Below are 19,985 nucleotides of genomic sequence, written 5' to 3'. Positions count from 1 at the left end.
TTTGGATTAGGAGGTTGAACTGGCCAAAACAGCCAAACATTGTTCAAAATCTTCAGGCAGGGAGGCTTCAAAGGCCATTTTTCTGCCTGAAAAAGGATGCCTGAACCCCAGACGCCAGGAGTGAAGCATCTGTCTTGGGGCAAGCATTGATCCCTTACGGTGACGGCGGTTTTGATATACCCGATCCCCGAGCAAAGGCATGCCCGAGGCATAAAAATGAACCCGGATCTGATGGGTACGCCCGGTATACAGGCGGATTGCCGCCAGAGTCGCCTCTTTGAACCGTTCTTTCACCCGGAACCCGGTTCGGGCGTACTTTCCGGTTTCAGGCACCACGGCCATGAGTTTGCGTTTTTTGGGATGGCGGCCAATGGGAAGCAGGATATCGCCTTGGTCTGGAATATCTTTTCCCTGAACCAGAGCAAGATATTCTTTGATCACCCTGCGCTGTTTAAACTCTTTTTGAAGAAATTCATGGCTTTTGATTGTTTTTGCAACCAGAATCAGGCCCGAGGTATCCATATCCAGCCGGTGAACAATTCCCGGGCGCAAAGGGTCCCAGCCAGGGTTTGAAAACACAGAATCATGGGCCAGAAGGCCGTTGACCAGGGTACCTGTGAGGTGACCGGGCCCTGGATGCACCACCTGTCCCGGGGGTTTATCCACCACCAGAATATAGTCGTCTTCATGGAGGATGGAAAGCGCCATTTTTTCAGGTGCTGGAAGGGTCGGCGGTTCATGAATGAGAATCCGGCCTGAAACCTTGTCCCCTTTTTTCACCCTGTATCCGGGTCGTTTGGTCGCCCCGTTCACCAGGATCATTTTTTGACAGATCAAATCCGACGCCCTGCCCCTGGACAGGGTCTCATGGGAAAGGGCGACCACCTGGTCGAGACGGAGCCCAACCTTGGAAGTTGAGATGCTAAATAATAGATTCATGTGAATAAAAAAACCGGCAGGCTGGCGGCCTGCCGGTGAGGATTTAATCTGGGAAATACCGATCAGGTAAACAGATTTTCAATTTCTTCCATCATGGCTTTTTCATCAATATCCTTGGCCATGGAAAGTTCCTGCACCAAAAGGTTCTGGGCGGTATCCAAAAGTTTTCTCTCACCAAAAGAAAGATCCTTTTCAAGCTTTAGCTGAAAAAGATCCCGAAAGACCTCGGCCACATCATAGATGGAACCGGTCTTGATTTTATCCATGTATTCTCTGTACCGGCGGTTCCAGGTCTGGTTGTCACTGCTTTGACCTTTTTCCTGCATTACCTTGTAGACTTGAGCCACTTCAGTTTCCGGAATAACCTCCCGCAACCCGACAGATTCCACATTGGAGGTGGGAATCATAATCACCATTCCGTTTTCCACAATCTTCATCATGTAAAAATTCATGGTGTCGCCGTTAATTTCCTTGCTTTCGATGGACTCGATATAGCCGACACCGTGTGCAGGATAGACTGCAAGATCACCCTTTGCAAACTCTTTTTTGGTTGAATTCTCTTTTGCCTTAGCCGCAGTATTTCCGGATTCTTCACCCATTGATAGCCCGCCTTAATTAATGTGAAAACAAATTGCCCATTCTCAGGCAGAAAACCATATTTTAACAATATTGTCAACAAAATAATCCTGGATAGCATTGTTAAACAAGGTTTTTACCTGACAAACGAAAAGGACGGCTGAATACGAGACAAAAATTGACAAAAAAACCAAAACCAACTGAATTCAAAACAAATGTTTGGTTCATCAGAAAATCGCGTACCTGGACTGAGAAACATCACTGGGAAGGCAATAACACAGTAAGGATTTTTATGCTTGAAATGATGGTGTGAACATGATCATGTTCTAATTTTTTTGTGTTATTCGCACAAAATCGGAGAATGAATTAATGTCCACAAGCTTCATATACCATGCCTTTGGCCTTCGTGACTACTTTTATAAAACAACACGTTTCATCGGTGGAATAATCACTTTTGAACTCATACCAAAACCGGAGGCGGTAAAATGCCCGGAATGTAATTCCAGGTCCGTCACCAGGAAAGGGATTGTGACAAGAGATCTCAGAACAATACCGGTAGGTTCAAAACCCGTGATTCTCAGGACGGCTATCCAGAGAATTTGGTGTTCGTTCTGTCAATTTGTCCGGCAAATCAAACTATCCTTTGCCCAGGAGGGGAAAAGCTATACCCGGGCTTTTGAACGGTATGTCTTGGAGTTGTCTCAGTTCATGACAATCAAAGATATTGCCATCCATTTAAGGATCAGCTGGGATACGATAAAGCAGATCCAGAAAGAAGACCTGCTGAGGCGTTATCGAAATATCCCCCTTGAGAAAGTCCGGCAGATTGCCATAGATGAAATTTCCATAGGGAAAGGGCATAAATACTTGACCATCGTGATGGATCTGGAATCCGGTAGAATTCTGCACGTGGGAGAAGGAAAAGGTGGTGAAGCTTTGAAATCTTTTTGGACAAAAGTGAAAATATCGAAAGCAAAAATCAAAGCCGTCAGCATCGATATGTCCCCGGCATACTTGAGTGCTGTTATTGAAAATCTTTCTGGTTCAGCAATTGTCTTTGACAGATTTCATGTTGTTAAATTGTTCAATGAGAAACTGTCGGATTTCAGGCGAAAGCTCTACAACCTTCTTGCCAATACCGGGCAACAAAAACTTCTGAAGGGAGTCCGGTGGCTTTTGTTAAAAAATCCCGAAAACCTCAGTGATGACAAGAAGGAGGCCCAACGGTTAGAAGAAGCATTGAAAATAAATCAGCCGCTATTGGTAGTCTACTACATGAAAGAGGAACTCAGGCAAATATGGAATCAAAAGAAAAAAGAAACAGCTGAAAAGATAGTCAGCAATTGGATCAATCTGGCCAATATTTCCAAAATTCCAATGTTGATGAAATTTGCCAAGACCTTGGCTGTGCACAGGCAAAGAATCCTTTCATACTATGATTACAGGATATCTACAGGTCCTTTAGAAGGGACAAATAACAAGATAAAAACCATGAAACGGAAAGCTTATGGATACAGGGATTCGGAGTTTTTCAGGTTGAAACTTTTGGACCTTCACAATAAAAGGTACGCATTAATCGGATGAACCAAATGTTTTAACATTGAGCGTTGAATCTGCTCGTCATTAAAAATGATATTTTTAAAAGGCACCTTTAAAAAAAGTGATGAAAACGGCTCAGGCGGGGAACATAGATTATCGGCGGGAATTGACAGAGTTCATGGCTTTGGTCACCCCGGATTCCAGGATGGTCAGACAGGCGTCAGAAGCCGTTTGAATCAACTCATCCAACCCGGATTGTTCTTCATGGGAAAACTTACCCAGGACATGGCCGGTAACCGCCCTGCCAGACCCCGGGTGACCCACCCCCACACGAATCCGGATGCATTCCCTGCGCCCAAAGGCCTCAATTATGGACCGGATTCCATTGTGTCCGCCATGTCCCCTGCCCTGAACGATCTTGATCTGACCAAAGGCAAGATCCATATCATCATGGATCACGATAATATCCCCCATATCAATTTTAAAATAGGCAGCAAGTTTTTGCAGGGGGATACCGCTTCGATTCATATAAGAGAGCGGCTTTACAAGGAAGGTGTCCCGGTTTTTCACCCGGGCCTTAACATAGGCGGCATCAAAACGGTTCTTGTTCAAATCCCGGCCGATCTTTGAGGCCAGGGCATCAATTACCAGAAACCCGATATTATGACGGGTCTGGGAATATTCCTTACCAGGATTTCCCAGACCCGCCACCAAAGTATAAGTTGAATCAGACATGATGCCAGGAACAATAAAGGATTATTCAGCTGCAGGCTCTGCTACGGCCTCTCCTTCTTCAGCCAGATCCTCATCTTCTTCTTCAACATCAGAGGTATCTGCTGTGGGCGGAACCACGGTCAGGACAGTGAAATTCACCTCATGGGGAATCTCAATGGATGCACCCAGATCAATGTCTTCAACATGGATGGCGTCACCAATGGCAAGCTCTGCAATATCCAAAACAATACTTTCCGGCGTATCTTTGGGTTTACACAGAATATCAAGTTCACGACGGATAATCTGGAGCATCCCGCCCTCTTTAACACCTGCGCATTCCCCTGTTGTCTCAACGGGAATGGAGACAGAGACCTTGGCATCCATATCAATTTCATGAAAATCCACATGCAGGTACTTAAGCCCGAATGCATCCATCTGAAGCTGTTTGAGCATAACCATTTTCTCCTGGCCGCCTTCAATGTTCAAATTAAAGAACAGACCGGTCGTACCATTGTCCCTGATTATTTTATCAAAAACAGACGTATCAACGGACAATTTCAAAGGCTCTGTTTTGGCACCGTAAACGATGGCAGGAATGGCATTATCAGCTCTCATTTTTCTGGCTGCGCCCTTTCCCTTGGTTTCTCTTGTTTTTGCATTTAATTCAATTAATTCCAATGTTTTACCCTCCGTACCTGCCCGGATTGGACAGAATAACTAAAATATATTTTTAAACAAATAGAGAATTTACAGAATCACCCCTGTAACTGCGCATGATCGCCTCACCCACAAGTTTGGCAATGGACAGCGTTTTAATCTTGTCACAGGCAATGGCTTCCTCTGATAAGGGAATGGTATCTGTTGCAACAAGAGAATTCAAAGACGAATCATTGATTCTTTCAATGGCAGGCCCTGAAAGCACCGGATGGGTACAATATGCATGGACCTCTTTGGCACCTTTTTCCCGGATAACCCCTGCCGCTTCCGTTAATGTCCCGGCAGTATCCACCATGTCATCAATAACAATGGCGGTTTTGTCTTTAACATCCCCGATAATGGCCATGGCCTTTGCCTGGTTGGGAGCACTGCGACGCTTATCCACAATGGCAAGTCCGGCATGAAGCCGTTTAGCATAGGCACGGGCCCGTTCCACACCGCCCGCATCAGGCGAAACCAGCACCAGATCATCTGAAAACCGGGTTTTGATATCATCAATGATAATGGGAGCAGCATAAAGATTATCCACAGGCACGTTAAAAAAGCCCTGAATCTGACCGGCATGGAGATCCATGGTAATGACCCTGTCAACACCGGTGGCATCCAGAAGATCTGCAACCAGCTTGGCACTGATCGGCACCCTTGGAGATACTTTTTTGTCCTGGCGGGCATATCCGAAATACGGAATTACAGCCGTCACCCGATTGGCTGAGGAGCGTTTAAAGGCATCGATCAGCAAAAGCAATTCGACCAGGTTATCATTGACCGGCTGACAGGTGGACTGGATCACGAAGATTTCCTGTTTCCGGACATTTTCATGAATTTCAACCTGGGTTTCCCCATCACTAAACCGGTTGACTTTCAATCTTCCCAAGGGTTTTGCAAGGTATTCTGAAATCCTGTCCGCAAGTACGGAATTGGAATTCCCCGCAAAAATTGACAAGCCATTCATAGTAAATCTCTTTTCTTTTATATTAAGTTTGGCTGGGGCGAGAGGATTCGAACCTCTGAATGCAGGGATCAAAACCCTGTGTCTTACCGCTTGACGACGCCCCAGTACATTAAACTCATAGCCCGTACTCTCCTATCCGCGAAAGAAAAACCTGCCGGTTTTTCCCCTCCCATGCCTTGGCAATCCGCCGGAAACCGTGATTAGCCTCGGCATGGTCCGAATAAAGAGCAAAAAGAGATGAGCCGCTTCCAGACATGTATACATTTCTTTGCAGCAACAACGCCATCTCTTCTTTGGTTGAGCTGATTTCAGGGTATAATTTGCAGGCCGGGCCTTCCAAATCATTGTGTAATTCTTCCCTTCCATCAAGCTCTGGTTCGAATACCAACGTATTCGAACCAGTATTCATAATATAATTGCTTGTGAATGTCAATCCAAATTCCAATTTTTTAAAAACATCTCCCGTGTTTGCCGACACCCCCGGACTGCAGACCACCACCCAAAATCTTGGCAGGTTGCCGCAGGGGGTCAATTGCTCCCCCACACCCGAAGCAAAGGCCGGCTCACCCAGGATAAAAAAAGGAACATCCGCCCCAAGGGTCAGAGCCATCTTCTCTAATTCCGCCTTTAAAAAAGGCTGGCCCGCCATCTTGTTCAACCCAGTCAAAATGGCTGCAGCATTAGAGCTGCCCCCGCCAAGACCGCCCCCCACAGGAATTTTTTTGTCAATCTGAATATCGATCCCCTGAAAGGGGGGGGCCCCCAGTTTTTGAATATGGTGATCGACGAACAGATCGGCTGCTTGCCACGCAAGGTTGGTAGGATCCGCAGGCACCTTGGGATGATCGCAGCCCACCTTTATCCCGGATCCTTTAAACTCAATTTTGATCTGATCACAAAGGTCAATCAAGGCCATAAGGGAGTACAACTCATGCATCCCGTCATCTCTTTTGTCCCGGACATACAAAAAAAGATTGATCTTTGCAGGAGAAATAAGGGAGAGGCTCAACCGGCGGCCTCAACATAGGCCATTCGGATCTCTGAAAGCAGGGCCTTGAGAAGACTTTCCTCCTCTTCAGAGAGATTGCCCTTTGTTTTGTCCTGTAGCATGGCAATCATATCAATGGTATGATGGGCCATGTCCAGGTTCACCCCTTTTTTGCCTGAAGAAGGATCCTCTACCTTGCCCAGCTGCACAAGGCCTGAAGAATATAAAGAAAGAATAAAGCTTGAAAAATCAATCTTGGGCATGGCATCCCTTACCCCCTCCTCCTCGGGTTCTCCGTTTTCCATTACAAATCCATTTCCTTGAGCCATATTGTTCTCCTTAAAAACATGATGAGGTTGCCCCCATTTAATCTTGATCCGTTTCCAAACGGATAATAATATCCGCCACTGTGGTTCCCTTGCCATCCTCATGGACAAACAAAGGATTAATATCCAACTCACGTATCATGGGATGGTGATCGACCATGGCTTTGAGGGATACGATATTTTTTTCTATGGCCTCAATATCAGAGGGGGCTTCGCCTCTCAATCCTTTGAGAATAGGATACCCCTTAATGCTTTTCACCATGCGCCGGGCCACATTTCTGCCCATGGGAGAAAGCCTGAATGCCACATCTTTATAGACCTCAACAAAAATACCCCCCAGACCGAACATCACGGCATGACCGAACACGGGATCCTTGGTCACCCCAAGGATAACCTCTTTGCCTTTGGGTGCCATTCGTTGAACCAGCACCCCTTCGAGCACTGCATCCGAGTCATAGGCCCGGGCATTTTTCATTATCCGTTCAAAGGTTGTTTTAACCCCCTCCTTGTCCTCTATCCGGACCTCGACACCGCCGGCATCACTTTTGTGCAGAATCTGGGGGGAGACAATTTTCATGACCACAGGATATCCGATATCCTTTGCAATCTTTGTGGCTTCTGCCGCTGTTTTTGCTAGGGCCATGGGAATGGTGTTAAACCCGTAGCATTTTAAAATTTCATTGCCGTCAAGCTCACCTAAAACAGTCCGGCCCTCATCCATATATCCTTGAATAATCTTTTGGGCCTTGTCACGGTCATAGGAGAGTTCATACTGGGGTAAAATCCGTCTGAACAACCATTTAACGCTCTGTCTCAATGCCCCGAGCGACCTTGCGGCACTTTCAGGAAACTGATAGACCGGCACCCGGTGCTGCTGAAGCAGGCGGACCCCGTCAGAAACATCCACCACCCCCATGAATGCGCAGAGAATCGGCTTAATTGAATTTTTTGCAATACTGACAATGGACTCGGCCGTGCCAATGGCATCGGTCATAGACTGGGGAGTGAGGATGATGAGCACGGCATCCACATTCCGGTCTCCCAACACCGTTGCCAGGGTGTTTTCATACCGGTCCTTGGCCGCATCTCCGATCACATCCACTGGATTGTGAAAATTGGCTGTGGGCGGAAGGTATTTTTTCAGTTCTTTGACGGTTTCCGGAGAAAATTTAGCCAGCTGCAACCCGGACTGTTCGCTCATGTCCGTGGCAATAATCCCAGGCCCGCCTGCGTTTGTAACAATGGCCACACGGTCGCCGGTAGGATATTTGTTTGCCGCCAGTGCCTGGGCATAATCAAAAAGCTGGTTTACGCTCTTGCACCTTAAAATACCGGCCATATTAAAGAGCCCGTCATACATCACATCAGAACCGGCCAAGGCCCCTGTGTGAGATGCCGCAGCAACCGCCCCGGCAACAGAGGTCCCTGACTTTATGGCAATCACATGGGTGGGATGGGTGCCGGAAGTCATCTCCCTGACCTCTGCTATGAATTCTTCTGCAGGCCTTGACAACTCTTCCATATAAATCATGACCACGTCGGTATCAGGATCATTGTGATAATATCTGAGCAGATCCAATTCATCCACGTCTGCCTTGTTGCCGATGGAAATAAACTTTGAGAACCCAAACCCTTTGTCTGCGGCATAATCCAGCACGGCCGTACAAAGGGCCCCGCTCTGGGAGATAAAAGAAATATTGCCCGGTTTCGGCATTCTTGCCGAAAAACTGGCATTCAAGGAAACCTTGGACGAGGGGTTGATCACCCCAAGGCAATTGGGTCCCACAAGCCTGACCCCGGCCTTGTGACACAAGGCCTTGATCTGAAGTTCGATTTCAAGTCCCTCACCACCGACTTCCTTAAACCCGGCAGAAACGATGACAATCCCCCGCACCCCCTTTTGAATACACTCTTTTACCGACCCCAATGCCGCTTTGGGGGGCAGAATGATCATGGCAAGATCTATGGGATCCGGAATGGTGGCGATACTGGTATAACATTTGACACTCAGAACAGATTTGGCTTTGGGGTTGACCGGATAAAGCGTGCCCTGGTATCCGCCCGAAAGGATATTGGCAAATATATCATGGCCGACTTTTCCTTTCTGGGTAGAGGCACCGACAACAGCGATGGTTTCAGGTGAAAAGATTGCATCCAGCTTGTCCATTGTCTATCTTCCTTTCGTGGGAAAAGAAATTGTATCATTTATATTTAGCGCAAGACCCCGGCCCGCCGATTGAAAATGCAGATAAGAATCTTATGAATAATGCATATAAAATAGGGCTTTTCATGGGCTAAGTAAAGAGATGAGTCAAAAAAACAAACCAAATAAAAAAATCGCCGGCATGAAGGAATCACACCGGCGGTCAAGTTGACACCTAACCCCGAATATGCCCGGGATCAGAAGGAATTGTAAATTTTATTATTTACCCCAGGCATACTTGGCAGATTTCAAGGTATTTTTCATGAGCATGGCAATGGTCATGGGGCCTACACCGCCGGGAACCGGGGTAATCTTCCCCGCAATTTCCTTGGCCGCATCAAAATCCACATCACCCTTGAGTATGGCCTTGCCGGTCTTTTCGTTCATGCCCACACGATTCACACCCACATCAATCACTGTGGAACCGGGTTTGATCCATTCGGGTTTTACAAGATCCGGCACGCCGGCAGCCACAATAAGAACATCGGCTCTCTTGCAATGGGCAGCCAGGTCTTTGGTCCGGGTATGAACGATTGTTACGGTGGCATTGGCACCCACACCCTTCTGGGCCATCATCATGGCAATGGGTTTACCCACAATATTGGAACGGCCCACAACAACCACTTCCGCACCAGATGTTTCAGTGCCGGAGCGAACGATCATTTCCTGAATACCGGCCGGGGTGCAGGGATGAAAAATAGCCTCTTCACCGCCGATCATCAAACGGCCCACATTCACCGGATGGAAGGCATCCACGTCCTTGTCCGGATTAATGGCGTTGAGCACTTTTTTATCATCAATGTGCTTGGGCAGCGGCAGCTGAACCAGGATACCATGGATATCCGGATCTGTGTTGTACTTGTCGATCAGCGCCAGCAGGTCTGCCTCGGAAATATCTTCGGGCTGGTCATCCTGAATCTCATGGAACCCTAAGCTGATGGCAGTTTTAACTTTCAAGGTAACATAAGATATGGATGCAGGGCTTGAGCCCACAAGGATGGTAACCAGTCCCGGGACTTTCCCTGTTTCTGCCTTAATCTGCTCGACTTCTTCTTTGACCTCTGCGAGGATCGCCTTTCTTATTTCTGTTCCGCTAATAATTTCAGCAGTCATAATAACCTCCGTGATTGAAGCCCTGACAGACAAGTCCAGGGCTTTTGATCAGAACACAACAAATCGGTTTGCCAAAAGGAACAAACCGATTTGCCTTGTGTATAAATCAGGCCTAGAATACGCCCTGAACCTTGCCGGTTTCAACATCCACATCAACCCGTTTAAACGCAGGGTTGGAACCTGTACCCGGCATCAGAGAAATGGCGCCTGCAACCGGAACGATAAAGCCTGCACCGCCGTAGGTGAGGACTTCGCGGATGGTCAGTCTCCAGCCTGTGGGAACCCCTTTAAGGGCAGGATTGTCAGACAGGGACAGATGGGTTTTAACCATGCACAGACCCAGACCTGAAAGCACAGGATCGGCCTGGATTCTCTTGAGAGCAACCTCAGCATCAGCAGAGTAGTCAACACCGTCAGCGCCATAAACTTCTTTGGCCACCAGTTCGATTCTCTCTTTAACCGGCAGATCAAGTTCATAGAGGAACTTAAATTCTGATTTATCTTCGCAGGCTTCCACAACGGTTTCTGCAAATTCAATGGCGCCGTCACCACCATGTTCCCAGTGACGGGACAGGGCAACCCTTGCACCTTCGGCTTCGCAAAGTTCACGAACCTTGGCAATTTCAGCATCGGTATCTGTATAGAATGCATTGATGCAGACCACAGGAGCAATACCGGCTTTTCTAACATTTTTAATATGGTGAATAAGGTTGGCACATCCTTTCCCAACCCACTCAACATTTTCCGTGCTGTACTCTTCGGGCATGGGTTTACCAGGAACAGGTACCGGAGCGCCGCCATGGCATTTAAGGGCACGGATGGTGGCAACGACAACGGCGCAGTCTGGTTTCAGACCTGAATAACGACATTTGAGGTTCCAAAATTTTTCAAAACCGATATCCGCACCAAACCCGGATTCCGTGACATGGTAGTCGGCCAGTTTCAGACCCACCTTATCCGCAATAACAGAAGACTGACCAATGGCGATATTGGCAAAGGGGCCTGCATGAACAATAACGGGCTGGCCTTCAAGGGTCTGCATCAAAGAAGGATTAAGGGCATCCACCATCCATGCGGTCATGGCACCGGCCACCTGAAGATCTTCAGTGGTCACAGGCAGTCCTTTTTTGGTATAGGCCACAACAATCTTGCCCATTCTTTCACGCATATCTTTTAAATCATTTGCAATGGCCAGAATGGCCATCACTTCTGAAGATACGGCAATACCGAATTTTGATTTCATCATAAAGCCGTCAGCCTTGCCGTTAACACCGTCAATACCGATGATAATGTTACGAAGCGCCTGGCAGCAAAAATCCATGATCCATCCCATTTCAACCTTTGTGGGATCAATATCAATTCTTTTCATGCCGGAAAGGCGTTCAAGCTGTTCGTCAGTATAGTTACGTTCATGCTGAAGACGGGAGGTCAAGGCCACCATGGCCAGGTTGTGGGCATTCATAATGGCATTGATATCGCCGGTAAACCCTAAAGAAAAAGGTGTCAAAGGAATGCACTGGGCAAGACCGCCGCCTGCAGCAGATCCTTTGATATTCATGGTCGGTCCGCCGGAAGGCTGACGAATGGCAGCACACACATTTTTGCCTATTTTACCCAGGCCCTGAACAAGCCCCATACTAGAGGTGGATTTACCTTCGCCCAGGGGTGTGGGTGAAATGGCGGTAACATCAATGTATTTCCCATCGGGTTTGTCTTTAAGCCGCTTGAGAACGGCCCTGAAATCGATCTTTGCAATGTAATGACCCTGGGGAAGTAACTCTTCCTTGGTCAGTCCCAGTTTTTCACCGATTTCATAAATGGTGAGCATTGTTTTTTCTGCGTCTTCTGCAATTTCCCAGTCTAGGTGTTTGGTTGGATCTAATGCCATGGCTTACTCCTTTAAAGATTTGGTGGCCCTATTTATGTAGGCCAATGATAAAAAGTAATAGAAACCAAGTATTACGTTGTTTGAATCCAAAAATTGTCTAACTGAATATCCTAACTATATAAATAAAATAAAAAAATCAACCCTTTGTATGAATTACCAGACCATCTTTTTCATATCCCATTGAGACCCTTGAACATTCCTTTCAAAAAAGATCCGCGGCTTTTCCCGCCCTCCTTAAATTCATTCATTCAAACGCTGCCCAGACCGAAAAAACCAATTAGAGATTATGCCAAAATAAAAAAAATAAATGAATTTCGCCACTGCGATTTTTAGTTTAAAAACTAAATTAGATTCATTGAACACTTGCTTTTATTCCATCATCCGGAAGTAGTTGAAACCTTTGCAGATAAAGGTTTTAAACCATCACGTCAATAAATCAACTCATCTATTGACAAAAAACCTTACAAATTATAAGTCATAGTCTGTTATCGATTTATTAACCTGAACAAGGGTAATTATATGGTAAGGAACGTCAAAATCAGGGTAAACCCGTTTGATTCAATCCGTTCCTTATTTATTTTCTTTTTTTCGGTAGCATCATGTCTTTTTAATTCTAACCCCCCCCAACTCATAACTATCTTTAAAATTTTAGGAGGTAAAAGTGGGATTTGAAATAACCAAAGAAACTTATGCCGGCAGTATCAAAGGTGTTACCATTGGCAAAGGCGACACCGCAATTACCGTCGGCGGACAAACAAGTTATCCTTTTTACCAGTTTGAAGGAGAAATGCCCAACAAACCCGTGATTGCCATGGAAATTTGGGATATGGCACCTGAAGACTGGCCGGAAGCAGCCCTTGCTCCTTTTAAGGATGTGGTCGCTGATCCTGCGGCATGGGCTAAAAAATGCGTGGACGAATACGGGGCTCAGGCCATCGTTCTCCAGCTCAAAAGCATTGATCCCAACGACAAGAATGCGAGTCCAGATGACACCGCCGCCACTGTAAAGAAGGTATTAGAGGCTGTCAGCGTTCCCCTGATTGCCTGGGGCTGTGCCGTGCCTGCAAAAGATGAAGAGGTGCTCAAAAAAATTGCCGAAGTCTGCGAAGGCGGAAATCTGATTCTGGGCCCTGTGGAAGAAAAAAATCACAAAGGAATCGGCGCAGCCTGCATGGGCTACGGCCATACCATCATCTCTTCCTCCCCCATTGATGTCAACCTGGCCAAACAGGTTAACATTCTCTTGGAAAACCTAGGGGTTTCCCTGGACAAGGTTATTGTTGATCCCACCACAGGTGGACTTGGCTACGGCCTTGAGTACTCCTATTCAGTTATGGAACGTCTGTCCCAGGCTGCCATGACCCAGGGAGATGACAAACTTCAGAACCCCATGATCAACAACCTGGGAAATGAAGTCTGGAAATGCAAGGAAGCCAAACAGACGGTTGAAGAGGCCCCTGAACTGGGTGATCCTGAAAAGCGGGCCATCCTAATGGAAGCTGTGGGTGCGGTATCCTACCTCATGTCCGGTTCCAGCATCATGGTCATGCGTCATCCAGAATCTATCAAATTGACCAAGGCCTTTATTGACCTGATTTCAGACGGCGGATCTGCCATGGATGTGGCACCGGCCACCAAACGGCTCGATGATGTGGACATTGACTTTGCAGCAATGGCCCCTGCGCCCGATCTGACCATGGAAGAAGAAAAGAAAGGCGCGCCAGCCAAAAAGGCGGCTCCGGCACCTGCAAAAGAAGCAGCTCCTGCAAAAAAAGCAGCTCCTGCAAAAGAAGAGCCCAAAAAAGTAGCGGCCCCGGCAAAAGCAGAGCCCAAGAAAGAAGCGGCTGCGCCTGCAGTAGATCCCGAAGCAGAAGCCAAAGCAAAGGCTGAGGCAGAAGCCAAAACCAAAGCAGATGCCCAAGCCAAGGCCGAAGCAGATGCCCAGGCCAAGATCGAAGCTGAAAAACAGGCTGAAAAGGACACTGCCGCCTCACGCCAGGCAGAAGAAGATGCCATCCGTGAAAAACGGGCCGCTGAAAAAGAAGCCCAGGCTGCCAGCAGAGCGGGCGGGCCCAAAACAAAAGTGCCCAAGACCGCGGCTAAACTCCAGAAGACAGAGCTTGAAAAAATTCTAGAATCCCTGGATAGAACCCATAAACGATAATCAGTACAATGTTGCAAAATGTATTTAGATGAATTCATCGACTTATCATACGACAATTAAGAGGAGGAACCTCTGATGGCAGAAATTAAGAAAGAAAAAAAAGTGAAAGCGCCAAAACTGGCAGATCCAAAAGAAGTTTCCATTGATCTGGGAACCCAGGAACTCCAGGCCCGTGCCCAGGAATTGGGCATTGATACGGTTTTTGACCGGGCCGCCAACATGAAACCCTGTAACATCGGTATCCAGGGAATCTGCTGTAAAAATTGCTCAATGGGACCCTGTCGCCTCCCCCTTCCCAAGGGCGGAATTGAAGGCGAAGATAATAGAAAAGGCCTTTGCGGTGCCACGGCAAATACCATTGCCGCCAGAAACTTTATCCGCATGATCGCCGGCGGCGCATCTGCCCATTCTGATCATGGCCGGTGTGTGGCAGAAGTATTTTTGTCCGCGGCAAGAAAAGAAACAGATGCCTACCAGATAAAAGACACCCAGAAACTGCTCTCCATCGCTCCCCATTTGGGCGTTGATGTGACTGTGGAAGTAGACGGGGAAGTCAAAGACAGAGAGATTGATGAAATCGCTCTGGAAGTGGCTGAAGTGGCCATCCAGGAATGGGGCAAACCCGAAGGAGAAGTGCTCTACGCAAAACGTGCTCCCGCACCCCTGTATGAAAAATGGAAAAAACAAGGGGTTGTTCCGAGAAACATTGACCGTGAAATCGTTGAAATCATGCACAGAACCCACATGGGTGTTGACCAGGACTATAAAAACCTGATGAAACAGGGCACCCGTGCCGCCATTGGTGACGGCTGGGGCGGATCCATGCTGGCCACCGACCTCCAGGACGTACTTTTCGGCACTCCCTACCCGGTTCAGTCCGAAGCCAACCTAGGGATCATGAAAGAAGACCATGTCAACCTCATCGTTCACGGCCATGAACCTGTACTCTCTGAAATCATCGTAGCCGTAGCCCAGTCCCAGGAAATGATCGACTATGCCAAGGAAAAAGGAGCCAAGGGCATTCAGCTGGGCGGCATCTGCTGTACAGCCAATGAAATCCTCCAGCGCCACGGCATCCCCACGGCAGCCACCTTCCTCCAGCAGGAAATGGCCATTATCACCGGCGCCTGCGACGCCATGGTCGTGGATATCCAGTGTATCATGCAGAACCTGGCCAATGTGGCCAAGTGCTTCCATACCAAACTGATCACCACCCACCCCATTGCAAAAATGGAACAGGACAACGTCATTCACATTGAATTTGACGAACACCATGCACTGGATGATGCCAAACGCATCGTTAAAATGGCCATTGACAACTTTGCCAACCGCGGCTCTGAAGTCATGATCCCGCCCTATAAAGCCAATCAGATTGCAGGTTTTGGCGTGGAATCCATCCAATACCATCTGGGCGGCACCTTCAGAGGCACCTACTACACCCTGAACGACAATATCATCAACGGCCGTATCCGCGGTATCGCAGGGGTTGTCGGCTGTAACAATGCCAGAACCAAACACAATGACGGTCACATCCGGGTGGTCAAAGAACTGATCAAAAACGATGTGATTGTTCTGACCACAGGTTGTAACGCCATTGCCTGTGCCATGGAAGGACTGCTCACACCTGAAGCAGGCGCTGTCCACTGCGGTCCTGGCCTTGCAGAAGTCTGTGAAACCGTTGGTATCCCGCCGGTGCTCCACTTAGGTTCCTGCGTGGACAACTCCCGGATCCTGCTGGCAGCCACTGAGGTTGTCAAGGCCGGTGGTTTGGGCAGCGACATCTGCGACCTGCCGGTTGCGGGATCTGCCCCGGAATGGATGAGTGAAAAAGCCATCTCCATTGGCCATTATTTTGTGGCCTCAGGTGTTTACACCGTATTCGGTGTTACCCTGCCCACATCAGGCGCCCCTGTTTTCCATGACTATATTTCCAAAGAAATGGAAAAAATCTACGGCGGCAAATGGGATCTGGAAATCGATCCTGTCAAACATGCCCAGCTCATGATCGCCCATATCGATAAAAAGAGAAAAGAACTTGGTATCGACAAGGCAAGAGAGAGAGTCATGATGGACATGGCTGACCGTCAGGCCCTGGAAGCATAAGGATTATAAAATAATTATAACTCCATGAGATTAAAAAGAATAATAACTAATATCCTCAACGAAGGAGGAAAGATAATATGTCTAAATTAATCGCATTTGCTGCCATTCAGGGTGGCTACAAAGTGGTTGCAGAGGTTGAAGGTGAACTTGAAAAAGCACTCCAGACCTATGATGCCAGCACTAAAATCGGATTTCCCAACACTGCTTACTTTCTGCCGGTCATCTACTCTCTGACCGGTTTAAAGTGCGAAACCCTGGAAGACTTGAAAAAACCCATGGAATTTGCCCGGGGCCTGCTTCCTCCCCATATCAAGCTGAAAAACTGGCTTCCGTACCTGGGACCATTGCTTGATGCCGGTATGGCAGGTATTATCTCCTATGAAATCAAAGAGGCGCTTCGCTACCTGAACGATCCTGATTTTTATATTGCCCAGGAAGATCCGAATGTTGAAAACGGTAAACTCTGGGTGGGTGCTGCCGATGATACAATTCTTAGAAAACGTGGTGTTGAATTTGTTGACGGTTCCGCTCCCGGGTTTGCAGCCATTGTGGGTGCAGCACCGGATAAAGACATTGCCAAAATGATTGTTGAAGATTACCAGAAACGTTCTCTGTACATCTTCTGCGCAGCCAATCATAACGGTAAAACCATTATCCAGCAGTGCCTGGATGCAGGTATGCAGATCGGTTGGAACACCCGTATCGTTCCCTTTGGTCCGGACATTTCCTCTGCCGTATTTGCCCTTGGGTTTGCCAACAGGGCAGCCATGGCATTCGGCGGTGTTCAGCCCGGCGATTACAAAACCATCCTCAAGTACAACAAGGAAAGAATTTTTGCCTTTGTTAATGCCCTGGGTGATGTGGGTACTGAATGGGGCGTTGCAGCCGCCGGTTGTGTTAACTGGGGCTTTCCCACAATTGCAGATACCCCCATCCCGGAAATCCTGCCCACAGGTATTTGTACCTACGAACATGTGGTGGCCCCGGTTGCCCATGAAGACATGGTACAAAAATCAGTTGAAGTCCGCGGCCTGAAAGTCCAGGTGGCTGACATCGAGATTCCCTGTGCATTCGGTCCTGCATACGAAGGTGAGCGTGTTCGCGGTGCCGACCTTTATGCCCAGTGCGGCGGCGGAAAAACCCAGTGCACCGAGCTGGTTAAAATGGCCGGCATGAATGACATTGAAGACGGCAAAGTCGTTGTGGAAGGCCCGGATCTTGAGAACATCAAAGAAGGCGACACCTTCCCACTAGGGATCAAGGTGGAAATTGCCGGCCGTGAATTCCAGGAAGACTTTGAGCCCATCATGGAACGTCAGATCCATCATCTGATCAACTATATCCAGGGCATCATGCATATAGGGCAAAGGGATATCTCCTGGGTCCGTATTTCCAAGGCTGCCATTGAAAAAGGCTTTACCTTGAAAGATATCGGTGTGGTTCTCCATGCCAAATTCCATCAGGATTTCACCAAAATTGTCGACAAGGTTCAGGTGACCTTGTACACCAAGACCGACGATGTTGACAAGATGACTGAACTGGCCCGTGAAAACTATCTGACCCGTGATGCCCGTGTGGACAACATGACAGATGAGGATGTGGAAACCTTCTACTCCTGCACCCTGTGCCAGTCTTTTGCTCCCTCCCATGTATGTTCCGTATCTCCTGAAAGAACAGGACTCTGCGGCGCTTACAACTGGATGGACTGCAAGGCAGCCTTTGAAATCAATCCCACTGGCCCCAACCAGCCCATTGAAAAGGGTGAATGCATTGATCCGAAACTCGGTCAGTGGAAAGGCGTCAATGACTTTGTATACAAAGCATCCAGAGGCGCGGTAACCCATTATAACTTTTACTCCATGGTTGTTGATCCCATGACCACCTGCGGCTGCTGCGAATGTATTGCTGCCATGCTGCCCATGTGTAACGGTGTCATGACGGTTGGCCGTGATTATTCAGGAGAAACCCCCTGCGGTATGAAGTTCACCACCCTTGCCGGTGTCATGGGCGGCGGTGCATCTTCTCCGGGATTTGTGGGTCATTCAAAACATAACATCACCCAGGGTAAATTCATCCTGGGAGACGGCGGACTGTTGAGAATGGTCTGGATGCCCAAGATGCTCAAAGACGAACTCAAAGAACGCATTGACAAACGTGCCGCAGAGATGGGCGTACCTGATCTCTGGGATAAAATTGCCGATGAAACCGTGGGTATGACCGAAGAAGAGATCCTTCCCTTTCTCCAGGAAAAAGGCCATCCTGCCCTGGACATGGAATCACTTGTAGGCTAATTGTATAATACCAAAGGCCCGGAAGATCCTTCTTCCGGGCCACCCAAAGCGTAAGAAAGACTTAAGGAGATAAAAATGGCATTAACCGGTATTCAAATATTCAAACTCCTGCCCAAGACCAATTGTAAGGAGTGCGGAGTGCCCACCTGTCTTGCCTTTGCAATGAATCTTGCATCGGGTAAGGCGGAATTGGACAGCTGCCCCTACGTTTCTGACGAAGCCAAGGAAAAGTTAGCCGAAGCATCCGCACCTCCCATCCGGCCTGTGGCCTTAGGCAAAGGTGTCCGTAAAACCACCACCGGCGGGGAAACCGTTCTTTACAGACATGAAAAAACATTTTTCAATCCCACAATTCTCGCTGCTACAATCAGCTCAGACGTGGACCTTGGAGACCTTGACACTAAATTAAAAGTATACAATGCATTCCAGTTTGAGCGGGTAGGCCTGAACCTGAGACCCGAACTTCTGGTTGTTAAAGATGCAGGCAATGGTGACGATGCCTTTGCAGCTGTTGCTGAAAAAATTGCCAAGGAATCCGAGTTCAACCTGATCCTCATGACCGAAGATCTTTCCGTTATGAAGGCAGGTGTTGAAAAGGCCGGATTTAAACGTCCTTTACTCTATGCCGCCACAGAAGCCAACGCAGATGAGATGGGCGCCCTTGCCAAAGAAGCGGATCTGCCTTTGGCTGTCAAGGCCGATTCTGTCGACGCCCTGATTCCTTTGACTGAAAAACTCACCGGCATGGGACTCAAGGATCTTGTTCTGGATACAGGTGCCCGTGAGATCAAACAGGCCCTGGAAGATCAGGTTGCCATCCGGCGTGCAGCCCTCAAGGCCTCTAACAAGGCATTGGGCTTTCCCACCATCACCTTTCCATGTGAAATGGCATCCAACCTGGATATGGAAACCCTTATCTCAGGCATGTTTGTTGCCAAATACGGCGGCATCGTGGTGATGTCCGATTTTACATCCGAGTCCTTGTTCCCGCTGTTGCTGGAAAGACTCAATATTTTTACCGATCCCCAGAGACCCATGACCGTGACCGAAGGTATATTTGAAATCGGCAACCCCGATGAAAATTCACCGGTGCTGGTCACCACCAACTTTGCCTTGACTTATTTCATCGTATCAGGTGAAATAGAGGCATCCAGGGTGCCGGCATGGCTGCTGGTCAAGGATTCAGAAGGGCTTTCCGTTCTGACTGCCTGGGCTGCCGGAAAATTTGGCGGTGATGATGTTGGCATGTTTGTGAAAAAGAGCGGTATCATGGACAAGGTCAAACATACTGAATTGATTATCCCGGGTTACGCAGCTGCCATTGCAGGGGATGTTGAAGAAGAACTTCCCGGATGGACCATAACCGTTGGACCGAGAGAAGCGGCCCATTTACCCGCTTTCCTCAAAACCAAATAGTTTTAAAAAGGGGCAGGTTTTCCTGCCCCTGAAAGATTCACATTTAACGTAAAAGG

Annotated in this window: 15 protein-coding genes and 1 tRNA gene; 5 read left to right on the top strand and 11 right to left on the bottom strand. The window is 48.0% G+C overall.

What is annotated here, in order from left to right; all coding sequences use genetic code 11:
- Positions 1-6: 6 nt before the first annotated feature.
- Both HUN05_10290 and HUN05_10285 read right to left on the bottom strand, forming a co-directional pair.
- A complete protein-coding gene (locus HUN05_10290; GenBank protein ID WDP85472.1) occupies positions 7-939 on the bottom strand; it encodes an RluA family pseudouridine synthase in 933 nt (310 codons plus the stop codon).
- A 62-nt stretch (positions 940-1,001) separates the two neighbouring features.
- A complete protein-coding gene (locus tag HUN05_10285) occupies positions 1,002-1,538 on the bottom strand; it encodes a CarD family transcriptional regulator (protein ID WDP85471.1) in 537 nt (178 codons plus the stop codon).
- Positions 1,539-1,884: 346 nt separating this feature from the next.
- Here HUN05_10285 and HUN05_10280 point away from each other — a divergent pair, with 346 nt between their 5' ends.
- Entirely contained in the window at positions 1,885-3,099 is a 1,215-nt protein-coding gene (locus HUN05_10280; GenBank protein WDP85470.1) for an ISL3 family transposase, read from the top strand.
- A gap of 108 nt (positions 3,100-3,207) precedes the next feature.
- Here the strand turns inward: HUN05_10280 and HUN05_10275 are convergent, their stop codons facing one another.
- The 9 genes from HUN05_10275 to HUN05_10235 form a co-directional block, all read right to left on the bottom strand.
- Entirely contained in the window at positions 3,208-3,789 is a 582-nt protein-coding gene (locus HUN05_10275; protein WDP85469.1) for an aminoacyl-tRNA hydrolase, read from the bottom strand.
- A gap of 21 nt (positions 3,790-3,810) precedes the next feature.
- Entirely contained in the window at positions 3,811-4,446 is a 636-nt protein-coding gene (locus HUN05_10270) for a 50S ribosomal protein L25 (GenBank protein WDP85468.1), read from the bottom strand.
- 52 nt (positions 4,447-4,498) lie between these two features.
- Entirely contained in the window at positions 4,499-5,437 is a 939-nt protein-coding gene (locus tag HUN05_10265) for a ribose-phosphate pyrophosphokinase (protein WDP85467.1), read from the bottom strand.
- A 29-nt stretch (positions 5,438-5,466) separates the two neighbouring features.
- Positions 5,467-5,541: transfer RNA gene (locus HUN05_10260), tRNA-Gln, on the bottom strand.
- Between the two features lie 11 nt (positions 5,542-5,552).
- Positions 5,553-6,446 carry a 4-(cytidine 5'-diphospho)-2-C-methyl-D-erythritol kinase gene (gene ispE / locus HUN05_10255; GenBank protein ID WDP85466.1) on the bottom strand — a complete coding sequence of 298 codons (894 nt, stop codon included), beginning with the start codon at positions 6,444-6,446 and terminating at the stop codon, positions 5,553-5,555.
- A complete protein-coding gene (locus HUN05_10250) occupies positions 6,443-6,754 on the bottom strand; it encodes a DUF1844 domain-containing protein (protein ID WDP85465.1) in 312 nt (103 codons plus the stop codon). The genes ispE and HUN05_10250 overlap by 4 nt, the downstream gene beginning before the upstream one ends.
- Positions 6,755-6,791: 37 nt before the next feature.
- Positions 6,792-8,918 (bottom strand): acetate--CoA ligase family protein, encoded by a 2,127-nt coding sequence (locus HUN05_10245; protein WDP85464.1) that lies wholly within the window; start codon positions 8,916-8,918, stop codon positions 6,792-6,794.
- Between the two features lie 255 nt (positions 8,919-9,173).
- Positions 9,174-10,067 carry a bifunctional methylenetetrahydrofolate dehydrogenase/methenyltetrahydrofolate cyclohydrolase FolD gene (folD, locus tag HUN05_10240; protein WDP85463.1) on the bottom strand — a complete coding sequence of 298 codons (894 nt, stop codon included), beginning with the start codon at positions 10,065-10,067 and terminating at the stop codon, positions 9,174-9,176.
- A 112-nt stretch (positions 10,068-10,179) separates the two neighbouring features.
- Positions 10,180-11,955, bottom strand: coding sequence for a formate--tetrahydrofolate ligase (locus HUN05_10235; GenBank protein ID WDP85462.1), 1,776 nt, complete (start codon positions 11,953-11,955; stop codon positions 10,180-10,182).
- Positions 11,956-12,616: 661 nt separating this feature from the next.
- On the opposite strand from HUN05_10235, the gene HUN05_10230 reads away from it, so the two are divergent.
- The 4 genes from HUN05_10230 to HUN05_10215 all read left to right on the top strand — a co-directional run bounded on the left by HUN05_10230 (position 12,617) and on the right by HUN05_10215 (position 19,929).
- On the top strand, positions 12,617-14,119 hold the full coding sequence (locus HUN05_10230) for an acetyl-CoA decarbonylase/synthase complex subunit delta (GenBank protein ID WDP85461.1): 1,503 nt from the start codon (positions 12,617-12,619) through the stop codon (positions 14,117-14,119).
- A 75-nt stretch (positions 14,120-14,194) separates the two neighbouring features.
- Positions 14,195-16,222, top strand: coding sequence for an anaerobic carbon-monoxide dehydrogenase catalytic subunit (gene cooS / locus HUN05_10225; GenBank protein ID WDP85460.1), 2,028 nt, complete (start codon positions 14,195-14,197; stop codon positions 16,220-16,222).
- A 77-nt stretch (positions 16,223-16,299) separates the two neighbouring features.
- Positions 16,300-18,513 (top strand): CO dehydrogenase/CO-methylating acetyl-CoA synthase complex subunit beta, encoded by a 2,214-nt coding sequence (gene cdhC, locus HUN05_10220; protein WDP85459.1) that lies wholly within the window; start codon positions 16,300-16,302, stop codon positions 18,511-18,513.
- A 75-nt stretch (positions 18,514-18,588) separates the two neighbouring features.
- Positions 18,589-19,929, top strand: a complete 1,341-nt coding sequence (locus HUN05_10215; GenBank protein WDP85458.1) for an acetyl-CoA decarbonylase/synthase complex subunit gamma — start codon at positions 18,589-18,591, stop codon at positions 19,927-19,929.
- Positions 19,930-19,985 lie beyond the last annotated feature (56 nt).

Source organism: Desulfobacter sp. (genome assembly GCA_028768545.1).
Taxonomy (GTDB): domain Bacteria; phylum Desulfobacterota; class Desulfobacteria; order Desulfobacterales; family Desulfobacteraceae; genus Desulfobacter.
This window is presented reverse-complemented; position numbering and strand designations above follow the sequence as displayed.

Excerpts from the sequence above, each read along its gene's own strand:
- HUN05_10290 (WDP85472.1), bottom strand. The coding sequence starts at position 939 with ATGAATCTATTATTTAGCATCTCAACTTCCAAGGTTGGGCTCCGTCTC.
- HUN05_10285 (WDP85471.1), bottom strand. The coding sequence starts at position 1,538 with ATGGGTGAAGAATCCGGAAATACTGCGGCTAAGGCAAAAGAGAATTCA.
- HUN05_10280 (WDP85470.1), top strand. The coding sequence starts at position 1,885 with ATGTCCACAAGCTTCATATACCATGCCTTTGGCCTTCGTGACTACTTT.
- HUN05_10275 (WDP85469.1), bottom strand. The coding sequence starts at position 3,789 with ATGTCTGATTCAACTTATACTTTGGTGGCGGGTCTGGGAAATCCTGGT.
- HUN05_10265 (WDP85467.1), bottom strand. The coding sequence starts at position 5,437 with ATGAATGGCTTGTCAATTTTTGCGGGGAATTCCAATTCCGTACTTGCG.
- HUN05_10250 (WDP85465.1), bottom strand. The coding sequence starts at position 6,754 with ATGGCTCAAGGAAATGGATTTGTAATGGAAAACGGAGAACCCGAGGAG.
- HUN05_10245 (WDP85464.1), bottom strand. The coding sequence starts at position 8,918 with ATGGACAAGCTGGATGCAATCTTTTCACCTGAAACCATCGCTGTTGTC.
- folD (WDP85463.1), bottom strand. The coding sequence starts at position 10,067 with ATGACTGCTGAAATTATTAGCGGAACAGAAATAAGAAAGGCGATCCTC.
- HUN05_10235 (WDP85462.1), bottom strand. The coding sequence starts at position 11,955 with ATGGCATTAGATCCAACCAAACACCTAGACTGGGAAATTGCAGAAGAC.
- cooS (WDP85460.1), top strand. The coding sequence starts at position 14,195 with ATGGCAGAAATTAAGAAAGAAAAAAAAGTGAAAGCGCCAAAACTGGCA.
- cdhC (WDP85459.1), top strand. The coding sequence starts at position 16,300 with ATGTCTAAATTAATCGCATTTGCTGCCATTCAGGGTGGCTACAAAGTG.
- HUN05_10215 (WDP85458.1), top strand. The coding sequence starts at position 18,589 with ATGGCATTAACCGGTATTCAAATATTCAAACTCCTGCCCAAGACCAAT.